This window comes from Flavobacterium sp. KY-23415 (assembly GCF_055384985.1).
Window position 1 is genome coordinate 883,012 of record NZ_AP044001.1, and the last position, 12,417, is coordinate 895,428.

Genomic DNA, 12,417 nt, shown 5'->3' on the forward strand with positions numbered 1-12,417 from the left:
ATGGAAGAAAAATTACTTAAAAAACGAACGTACTATAAGCTAGTGATACTACTTTTACTATACTTTATTAGTACAAATGATGCACTGTCTCAAACTACTGCTACAAGAATTTGGACAGATTGGAATGGGTTTTGGACTGCTAATGGTGCGACCACAGGAGCTAATAGACCTGGAAGCTATAATAATTTAACAGCTTTTAGATGGAACGGTACTATTTATTCTACTGGAGTAAATGATGCTAGTTTAACATCCAATGGTGTAACTTTTTCTCCAGCAAACTTTAGAGCCCTACCAATTAGAAGTATTCCTTCAGGAGGTCTTTTTTTACAAGGTGCAAGAATAGATGGAACTGTTACCATTGCAGTGTTAACTCCTCCTATTTCAGGTACAACAGCCACTAACGGAGAATATGCACAACGTTTAACAGATGGGTCTAATGGATTAGCTTTAGGTACAGGTATTGCAAACATTCCTGCTGGACAAACTACTTTTCAATTACAAACTGGGGCATTAAATATATCTTCAATAAACGATGGTGTGCCTGACTTATTATTTAGCCAAATTGCACAACCATCTAACGTTGTGGATAGAATATGGTTTACAAACTCATCAGGTACTACAATTGGTAATCAGGTATCTATTAATTTTAATGGCTATCCAATTATGGGTACATATATATTAGACATTTTTAATCCTGATGGAACACTTTGGACAGGCAATATAAATACATCAAGAGATATCAGGATAGCAGCATTGGATTTTAGTGCTATGGGTATTACTCCAGCTAATGCGGCTCAAGTTAGCAGACTGGTTGTTAGCTATAGCGGACAGTCTGATGTAGCTTTTGTTGCAGCAAATCAAGCATCCCTTCAAATACCAGACCCCGCTATAACTTTATTAAAAACAGCAACTTTTAATGATTTAAACGGGAATGGCTATGCAGACCTAGGTGAAACTATTACTTACAATTTTACAGTTACAAATACAGGTAATATACCTATAACTAATATAACTGTTTCTGACCCAATGCCTGGATTAACAATTTTTGGAAATCCAATTGCTGTTTTAGCAGCAGGTGCATCAAATAATTCCATTAGTGGTACTTATACAATAACTCAAAATGATATTGATAATGGAAGTGTTACTAATGGAGCTACTGTTCAAGGATTTATTGTAGATTTAGATGGTGATGGAAATCCTGACACTATATCGAATGGATCAGATGATGATGGCGGTGCTACAGATAGTAATGGTGATGGTGACCCAAATAATGATGACACCGTAACCCTACTTCCTGAAAACCCAAGTATTGCAATTACTAAAACTGGGGTTGTAAATGATGGCGGTAACGGTTTACAAGCTGGTGATACCATAGATTATACTTTTGTAGTAACCAATACAGGTAACGTAACACTAAACAATGTAGTGGTAAACGACCCATTATTAGGTGGAGTGATTGCAGGTCCTGCAAGTGGTGATACAAACAACAACAACCTTTTAGAGGTAAATGAAACATGGACCTACACTGCAACCTACACCATCCTTCAATCGGATATCGATGCAGGTTCAGTAGTAAACAGCGCTACAGCTACAGCGAACAGTCCTGTAGGCACGGGTGTAACGGATAACTCTGACGACCCTAATGATACAACCAATATCGATGATAATGGTGACGGTGAACCAGATGATGACACTGTAACCCTACTTCCTGAAAACCCAAGTATTGCAATTACTAAAACTGGGGTTGTAAACGATGGCGGTAACGGTTTACAAGCTGGTGATACCATCGATTATACTTTTGTAGTAACCAATACAGGTAACGTAACACTAAACAATGTAGTGGTGAACGACCCATTATTAGGTGGAGTGATTGCAGGTCCTGCAAGTGGTGATACAAACAACAACAACCTTTTAGAGGTAAATGAAACATGGACCTACACTGCAACCTACACTATCCTTCAATCGGATATCGATGCAGGTTCAGTAGTAAATAGCGCTACAGCTACAGCGAACAGCCCTGTAGGCACGGGTGTAACGGATAACTCTGACGACCCTAATGATACAACCAATATAGATGATAACGGTGACGGTGAACCAGATGATGACACCGTAACCCTACTTCCTGAAAACCCAAGTATTGCAATTACTAAAACTGGGGTTGTAAACGATGGCGGTAACGGTTTACAAGCTGGTGATACCATAGATTATACTTTTGTAGTAACCAATACAGGTAACGTAACACTAAACAATGTAGTGGTGAACGACCCATTATTAGGTGGAGTGATTGCAGGTCCTGCAAGTGGTGATACAAACAACAACAACCTTTTAGAGGTAAATGAAACATGGACCTACACTGCAACCTACACCATCCTTCAATCGGATATCGATGCAGGTTCAGTAGTAAACAGCGCTACAGCTACAGCGAACAGTCCTGTAGGCACGGGTGTAACGGATAACTCTGACGACCCTAATGATACAACCAATATCGATGATAACGGTGACGGTGAACCAGATGACGATACAGTAACCCTACTTCCTGAAAACCCAAGTATTGCAATTACTAAAACTGGGGTTGTAAATGATGGCGGTAACGGTTTACAAGCTGGTGATACTATCGATTATACTTTTGTAGTAACCAATACAGGTAACGTAACACTAAACAATGTAGTGGTAAACGACCCATTATTAGGGGGTGTTATTGCAGGTCCTGCAAGTGGTGATACAAACAACAACAACCTTTTAGAGGTAAATGAAACATGGACCTACACTGCAACCTACACTATCCTTCAATCGGATATCGATGCAGGTTCAGTAGTAAACAGCGCTACAGCTACAGCGAACAGTCCTGTAGGCACGGGTGTAACGGATAACTCTGACGACCCTAATGATACAACCAATATAGATGATAACGGTGACGGTGAACCAGATGATGACACCGTAACCCTACTTCCTGAAAACCCAAGTATTGCAATTACTAAAACTGGGGTTGTAAATGATGGCGGTAACGGTTTACAAGCTGGTGATACTATCGATTATACTTTTGTAGTAACCAATACAGGTAACGTAACACTAAACAATGTAGTGGTGAACGACCCATTATTAGGGGGTGTTATTGCAGGTCCTGCAAGTGGTGATACAAACAACAACAACCTTTTAGAGGTAAATGAAACATGGACCTACACTGCAACCTACACTATCCTTCAATCGGATATCGATGCAGGTTCAGTAGTAAATAGCGCTACAGCTACAGCGAACAGCCCTGTAGGCACGGGTGTAACGGATAACTCTGACGACCCTAATGATACAACCAATATAGATGATAACGGTGACGGTGAACCAGATGATGACACCGTAACCCTACTTCCTGAAAACCCAAGTATTGCAATTACTAAAACTGGGGTTGTAAATGATGGCGGTAACGGTTTACAAGCTGGTGATACTATCGATTATACTTTTGTAGTAACCAATACAGGTAACGTAACACTAAACAATGTAGTGGTGAACGACCCATTATTAGGTGGAGTGATTGCAGGTCCTGCAAGTGGTGATACAAACAACAACAACCTTTTAGAGGTAAATGAAACATGGACCTACACTGCAACCTACACCATCCTTCAATCGGATATCGATGCAGGTTCAGTAGTAAATAGCGCTACAGCTACAGCGAACAGTCCTGTAGGCACGGGTGTAACGGATAACTCTGACGACCCTAATGATACAACCAATATCGATGATAATGGTGACGGTGAACCAGATGATGACACTGTAACCCTACTTCCTGAAAACCCAAGTATTGCAATTACTAAAACTGGGGTTGTAAACGATGGCGGTAACGGTTTACAAGCTGGTGATACCATAGATTATACTTTTGTAGTAACCAATACAGGTAACGTAACACTAAACAATGTAGTGGTGAACGACCCATTATTAGGTGGAGTGATTGCAGGTCCTGCAAGTGGTGATACAAACAACAACAACCTTTTAGAGGTAAATGAAACATGGACCTACACTGCAACCTACACTATCCTTCAATCGGATATCGATGCAGGTTCAGTAGTAAACAGCGCTACAGCTACAGCGAACAGTCCTGTAGGCACGGGTGTAACGGATAACTCTGACGACCCTAATGATACAACCAATATCGATGATAACGGTGACGGTGAGCCAGATGACGACACCGTAACCCTACTTCCTGAAAACCCAAGTATTGCAATTACTAAAACTGGGGTTGTAAACGATGGCGGTAACGGTTTACAAGCTGGTGATACCATAGATTATACTTTTGTAGTAACCAATACAGGTAACGTAACACTAAACAATGTAGTGGTGAACGACCCATTATTAGGTGGAGTGATTGCAGGTCCTGCAAGTGGTGATACAAACAACAACAACCTTTTAGAGGTAAATGAAACATGGACCTACACTGCAACCTACACCATCCTTCAATCGGATATCGATGCAGGTTCAGTAGTAAATAGCGCTACGGCTACAGCTAACAGTCCTGTAGGCACGGGTGTAACGGATAACTCTGACGACCCTAATGATACAACCAATATCGATGATAATGGTGACGGTGAACCAGATGATGACACCGTAACCCTACTTCCTGAAAACCCAAGTATTGCAATTACTAAAACTGGGGTTGTAAACGATGGCGGTAACGGTTTACAAGCTGGTGATACCATCGATTATACTTTTGTAGTAACCAATACAGGTAACGTAACACTAAACAATGTAGTGGTAAACGACCCATTATTAGGGGGTGTTATTGCAGGTCCTGCAAGTGGTGATACAAACAACAACAACCTTTTAGAGGTAAATGAAACATGGACCTACACTGCAACCTACACTATCCTTCAATCGGATATCGATGCAGGTTCAGTAGTAAATAGCGCTACAGCTACAGCGAACAGTCCTGTAGGCACGGGTGTAACGGATAACTCTGACGACCCTAATGATACAACCAATATAGATGATAATGGTGACGGTGAACCAGATGATGACACCGTAACCCTACTTCCTGAAAACCCAAGTATTGCAATTACTAAAACTGGGGTTGTAAATGATGGCGGTAACGGTTTACAAGCTGGTGATACCATAGATTATACTTTTGTAGTAACCAATACAGGTAACGTAACACTAAACAATGTAGTGGTGAACGACCCATTATTAGGTGGAGTGATTGCAGGTCCTGCAAGTGGTGATACAAACAACAACAACCTTTTAGAGGTAAATGAAACATGGACCTACACTGCAACCTACACTATCCTTCAATCGGATATCGATGCAGGTTCAGTAGTAAACAGCGCTACAGCTACAGCGAACAGCCCTGTAGGCACGGGTGTAACGGATAACTCTGACGACCCTAATGATACAACCAATATAGATGATAACGGTGACGGTGAACCAGATGATGACACCGTAACCCTACTTCCTGAAAACCCAAGTATTGCAATTACTAAAACTGGGGTTGTAAACGATGGCGGTAACGGTTTACAAGCTGGTGATACTATCGATTATACTTTTGTAGTAACCAATACAGGTAACGTAACACTAAACAATGTAGTGGTAAACGACCCATTATTAGGTGGAGTGATTGCAGGTCCTGCAAGTGGTGATACAAACAACAACAACCTTTTAGAGGTAAATGAAACATGGACCTACACTGCAACCTACACTATCCTTCAATCGGATATCGATGCAGGTTCAGTAGTAAATAGCGCTACAGCTACAGCGAACAGCCCTGTAGGCACGGGTGTAACGGATAACTCTGACGACCCTAATGATACAACCAATATAGATGATAACGGTGACGGTGAACCAGATGATGACACCGTAACCCTACTTCCTGAAAACCCAAGTATTGCAATTACTAAAACTGGGGTTGTAAATGATGGCGGTAACGGTTTACAAGCTGGTGATACTATCGATTATACTTTTGTAGTAACCAATACAGGTAACGTAACACTAAACAATGTAGTGGTGAACGACCCATTATTAGGTGGAGTGATTGCAGGTCCTGCAAGTGGTGATACAAACAACAACAACCTTTTAGAGGTAAATGAAACATGGACCTACACTGCAACCTACACCATCCTTCAATCGGATATCGATGCAGGTTCAGTAGTAAATAGCGCTACAGCTACAGCTAACAGTCCTGTAGGCACGGGTGTAACGGATAACTCTGACGACCCTAATGATACAACCAATATCGATGATAATGGTGACGGTGAACCAGATGATGACACTGTAACCCTACTTCCTGAAAACCCAAGTATTGCAATTACTAAAACTGGGGTTGTAAACGATGGCGGTAACGGTTTACAAGCTGGTGATACTATCGATTATACTTTTGTAGTAACCAATACAGGTAACGTAACACTAAACAATGTAGTGGTAAACGACCCATTATTAGGGGGTGTTATTGCAGGTCCTGCAAGTGGTGATACAAACAACAACAACCTTTTAGAGGTAAATGAAACATGGACCTACACTGCAACCTACACTATCCTTCAATCGGATATCGATGCAGGTTCAGTAGTAAACAGCGCTACAGCTACAGCGAACAGCCCTGTAGGCACGGGTGTAACGGATAACTCTGACGACCCTAATGATACAACCAATATAGATGATAACGGTGACGGTGAGCCAGATGACGACACCGTAACCCTACTTCCTGAAAACCCAAGTATTGCAATTACTAAAACTGGGGTTGTAAACGATGGCGGTAACGGTTTACAAGCTGGTGATACCATAGATTATACTTTTGTAGTAACCAATACAGGTAACGTAACACTAAACAATGTAGTGGTGAACGACCCATTATTAGGTGGAGTGATTGCAGGTCCTGCAAGTGGTGATACAAACAACAACAACCTTTTAGAGGTAAATGAAACATGGACCTACACTGCAACCTACACCATCCTTCAATCGGATATCGATGCAGGTTCAGTAGTAAATAGCGCTACAGCTACAGCTAACAGTCCTGTAGGTACTGGTGTAACGGATAACTCTGACGACCCTAATGATACAACCAATATCGATGATAATGGTGACGGTGAACCAGATGATGACACCGTAACCCTACTTCCTGAAAACCCAAGTATTGCAATTACTAAAACTGGGGTTGTAAACGATGGCGGTAACGGTTTACAAGCTGGTGATACCATAGATTATACTTTTGTAGTAACCAATACAGGTAACGTAACACTAAACAATGTAGTGGTGAACGACCCATTATTAGGTGGAGTGATTGCAGGTCCTGCAAGTGGTGATACAAACAACAACAACCTTTTAGAGGTAAATGAAACATGGACCTACACTGCAACCTACACTATCCTTCAATCGGATATCGATGCAGGTTCAGTAGTAAATAGCGCTACAGCTACAGCGAACAGCCCTGTAGGCACGGGTGTAACGGATAACTCTGACGACCCTAATGATACAACCAATATAGATGATAACGGTGACGGTGAACCAGATGATGACACCGTAACCCTACTTCCTGAAAACCCAAGTATTGCAATTACTAAAACTGGGGTTGTAAACGATGGCGGTAACGGTTTACAAGCTGGTGATACCATAGATTATACTTTTGTAGTAACCAATACAGGTAACGTAACACTAAACAATGTAGTGGTGAACGACCCATTATTAGGTGGAGTGATTGCAGGTCCTGCAAGTGGTGATACAAACAACAACAACCTTTTAGAGGTAAATGAAACATGGACCTACACTGCAACCTACACTATCCTTCAATCGGATATCGATGCAGGTTCAGTAGTAAATAGCGCTACGGCTACAGCGAACAGTCCTGTAGGTACTGGTGTAACGGATAACTCTGACGACCCTAATGATACAACCAACATCGATGATAATGGTGACGGTGAGCCAGATGATGACACTGTAACGCAGCTAACTCAAGTTAGTGAAATTGCTTTAATTAAAAACGCAACTTTCAATGATGAGAATGGAAATGGTATAGCAGAAATTGGAGAAACGATTAGTTATTCATTTACAGTAATAAATACAGGTAATACAACATTATTTGACATAACTGTAGAAGATCCATTACCTAATATTATTCTTACGGGTACTCCAATCGCAATTTTACTACCAGGAGAATCTAATACAACATCATATACTGCGACATATGCAATAACACAGCAGGATTTGATTAATGGTATGGTTACTAATCAAGCAACAGCTACAGGATACAATATAAATAATGATGAAATTAATGATTTGTCTGACTTTGAAGATGAAAATCTAGACAATCCTACTATCGTAGTATTTGATAATGATGATATCGAAATATATAATTTAGTTACACCAAACGACGATGGAGATAACGATTATTTCATCATTGGAGGAATTGAAAGATTCCTAAACAATACAGTAGAAATCTATAATAGATGGGGAGTTTTAGTTTATGAAACGAATGGATATGCGCAACATGGTAATTACTTCAGAGGTATATCAGAAGGAAGAATTACGATAAGCCAATCTTCAGAATTACCAGTAGGAACCTATTTTTACATCATAAAATATGTGAACAATTATGGTCAAACTAAAGAACTAGCTGGTTATTTATATATCAACAGATAATAAGCCTACTAGGGGATTAAAAATCCCCTAGTAGTAATCTTTAAAAGTCATACAAATGAAAAAAAATATAATAGTAATAGTTATGCTTCTTATAAGTAGTTTAACTTACTCACAACAGGATTCGCAATTCACTAATTACATGTACAACACCATAAATATAAATCCAGCCTATGCAGGTACACGTGGTGCATTAAGCATATTCGGATTACATAGAAATCAATGGGTGGGTTTAGATGGTGCACCAGTAACAAATACACTCTCTTTAAACACACCTATTCAAAACTCAAATTTTGGATTAGGGTTATCTTTAATAAGCGATCGTATCGGACCTTCAAATGAAACTTCAATATCTGCTGACATTTCTTATTCTGTACCAACTTCTGAAAATTTCAAACTATCATTTGGTATAAAAGGTACAGCTAACTTGTTAAATGTAGATTTTAACAAATTAAATCAATACAATCCTAATGATCAACTATCTCAAGTAAATATTGATAACAAATTTTCCCCAAATATTGGAGCGGGTATTTATCTACACTCAGATAAAAGTTACATCGGTTTTTCAATTCCAAATTTTTTAGAAACGAATCATTTCGATAAAAATAATACAATAGCTTCTGTAGCTTCAGAAAGAATGCACTACTATTTAATTGGAGGTCATGTATTTGACTTACAACAAAATATTAAATTTAAGCCAGCTGTATTAACAAAGCTAGTAAACGGAGCACCTCTGCAAGTAGACCTCTCAGCAAATTTTCTTTTTAATGAAAAATTGACTTTAGGTGCGGCTTATAGATGGAGTGCTGCATTCAGTGGCTTAGTAGGCTTTCAAATTTCAGACTCTTGGATGATTGGTTATGCTTATGATATGGAAACAACTAAACTAGCAAAATATAATTCGGGTTCCCATGAAATTTTTCTACGATTTGAATTGTTTAAAAGAGTTGACAAAGTAGTTTGCCCAAGATTTTTCTAATACAAAATAAATCAAGTCATCAATCTAAAAGTTATAAAATGAAAACAAAATACTCAATACTAATAAGCTTATTTGCGGTGAGTTTTATATTTGCCCAAAAAGTAAAAATACAATCAGCTAGTGGGAAATATAATGACTTAGCGTATGTAAATGCCATCGACATTTATGAAAAAGTAGCAGAAAAAGGATATGAATCGACCGAATTATTCCAAAAGCTTGGTAATTCCTATTATTTTAATGGCAAACTAATTGAAGCAGGTAAATGGTATCAAAAGTTAATTGATTTAGATCAAAATGTTGATCCTGAATATTTTTACAGATATGCACAATGCTTAAAAGCAAAGGAAGATTATAAAAAAGCAAATGAATACTTAGATAAGTTTACTGAAAAAATTGCCTCTCAAGACAAAAGAGCAAAACTTATTAAGGATAATAAAAATTATATTACCGATATTAAAAAATTGAATCCAAAATATACCATTGAAAATGCAGGTATTAACTCCATCTTTTCAGACTACGGTGCTGCTTTCTATAAAGACCAAATTGTATTCGCATCATCAAGAGATTCAGGAAGTGTTTCAAATGTAAAAAGTACATGGACAAATCAGTCATTCAGTAATTTATATACCTCTAAGGTAAACAATAATGGAACATTGGAGAAACCACTAACATTCTCAAAAAGAATCAATTCAAAGTTCCATGAATCTACTCCTGTTTTTACAAAAGATGGACAAACTATGTATTTTACTAGGAATAATTTTATCAATGGAAAAAAAGGAACTGATAATGATAAAATTACTCTTTTAAAATTATACAAAGCTACATATAACGGAACCTCATGGGATGATGTCGAAGAACTTCCTTTTAATAGTGATCAATATAGTGTAGCCCACCCAGCATTGAGTCCTGATGAAAAAACACTGTATTTTGCTTCTAATATGCCAGGTACAATTGGACAATCAGATATTTTTAAAGTAAAAATTAATGAAGATGGCACATTTGGAAAACCAGAAAATTTAGGCGTTGGAATAAATACTGAAGCTAGAGAAACATTCCCTTTTATTGCAGATGACAATGTATTATATTTTGCTTCAGATGGTCAATTAGGTTTGGGAGGTTTAGATATATTTGCTGTCAAACTTAAAAAAGACGGTTCTATAGTCTCTACCGTTTTAAATCTTGGAGCTCCAATTAATAGTTCTCTTGATGATTTTGCATTTATTATAGACAAACAAAATGAAAAAGGCTTCTTTTCTTCTAATCGTAAAGAGGGTTTAGGTTTTGATGACATATACACATTCAAACAAATCGAGAAACAAGATTTTGATTGCCAAAACAAGCTTACAGGATATCTAATTGACTCTGAAACATCTGAAATTCTTAAAAACACAAAAATAATACTTCTTGATAATGCAATGAAAACCATTGCAGAAATGACAACTAACAATGAAGGAAAATATATTTTTGAGAATGTGGAGTGCGATAAAATCTTTTACATAAGAGGAATTGCTGATGGGTATGAAGTGGTTGAAAAATATATTAAGACATTAAAAATAACAGGTGAAATAGAAACGATACTTCCTGTTAATAAGATTGAAAAGAAAATTACTGTTGGAACTGATTTAGCTAAAACATTCAATTTAGAAATTATTTACTTCGATTTAGATAAAGCAACAATAAGAAAAGATGCCGCAGTTGAATTAGCTAAAATTGTGGAAGTAATGAAACAAAATCCTTCAATAACTATTGATATTCGTTCACATACAGATAGCCGACAAACACAAGACTATAATAATAAACTATCTGAAAAAAGAGCCCAAGCAACTAAAAAATGGATTATAAAAAATGGAATTTCTCCAAACCGTTTAACCGCGAAAGGATATGGTGAAACCCAACTAGTAAATAATTGTACAGATAATATAAATTGCTCAGAAGAACAACACCAAGCCAATAGAAGAAGTGAATTTATCATCACAAAAATATAACACAAAAATTCCCCACCTCTGAAGGGTGTTCGGACACTATCCCACAAAGTGTATAAGTTACAAATAACTCCCCACCTCTGGAGGGGTGTCCGAAGGACGGGGTGGTTATTTTCAGATTACCCCTTCTCAACCTCTACATTCCATCTGTTCCAATAACTTTCAAATAAAATTACTAACAAAACGCACAACCGAAATACCGTAGGTTACAAAACTCTTTTTCAATAAAAAAAACACGACAAAAGAAATACCATCTTTTGTCGTGTTTTTATACAGGTTAAATCTCTTAATCTAATTTATTAGCTTTCTTTTGAGCTTTTTCCAAATCCGATTGAGAATCTCTAATCTTTTCCTCTTTTTTAAGGATTTTTTCTCTCCATTTCAATTCATCATTTGGACTTAATTTCCCTTTGATTTTTAGTTTTTCAAATTTAGCTTTGTCTTTTTCTAAATCTTTTCGTTGGCCTGCTAATTTGTCTTTTCTTTTTTCAACATTTTTTAATGCTTTTTCTCTTTGCTCTTTCGCTTTTTGAGCTTTTTTCAGCTCTTTTTGAGCTTTTTTTAACTCTTTTTCTTTTCTCTTCTCTGCTTTTATTCTTTCCTTTTCAGCTTTTTCTTGTTCTTTTATCGCCTTCTCTTTTTCTTTTTCAGCTTTAGCAAGCTCTTTTTGTTGTTTTTCTTCTGCTTTTAGGCGTTCTTTTTCTTCTTTAATTTTTTGTTTTTCTAACTGTAATTCTTTTTCTGTTTTCATTTTTGTTGCTGCTACAGTATCTGTAACAATTTCTTGCGAGAAAGAAAGTTGAAATCCCACAACGAATAATAATAACATCAATTTCGTTTTCATACTTTTCA

Annotated in this window: 4 protein-coding genes; 3 read left to right on the top strand and 1 reads right to left on the bottom strand. The window is 37.6% G+C overall.

The genetic code is table 11. The annotated features are described in order from the left end of the window. Genes ACZ49Z_RS04235 through ACZ49Z_RS04245 form a run of 3 tightly spaced genes read left to right on the top strand, consistent with a single transcriptional unit; the run spans position 1 to position 11,568 of the window. Complete coding sequence (locus tag ACZ49Z_RS04235) at positions 1–8,607, top strand: DUF7507 domain-containing protein (protein ID WP_464306950.1); 8,607 nt, start codon at positions 1–3, stop codon at positions 8,605–8,607. Between the two features lie 55 nt (positions 8,608–8,662). Further along, a complete protein-coding gene (locus tag ACZ49Z_RS04240) occupies positions 8,663–9,583 on the top strand; it encodes a PorP/SprF family type IX secretion system membrane protein (protein ID WP_464306951.1) in 921 nt (306 codons plus the stop codon). A 38-nt stretch (positions 9,584–9,621) separates the two neighbouring features. Continuing rightward, entirely contained in the window at positions 9,622–11,568 is a 1,947-nt protein-coding gene (locus tag ACZ49Z_RS04245; protein WP_464306952.1) for an OmpA family protein, read from the top strand. Between the two features lie 283 nt (positions 11,569–11,851). Here ACZ49Z_RS04245 and ACZ49Z_RS04250 read toward each other — a convergent pair whose 3' ends face one another. After that, positions 11,852–12,409, bottom strand: coding sequence for a hypothetical protein (locus tag ACZ49Z_RS04250; RefSeq protein ID WP_464306953.1), 558 nt, complete (start codon positions 12,407–12,409; stop codon positions 11,852–11,854). Positions 12,410–12,417: the final 8 nt, after the last annotated feature.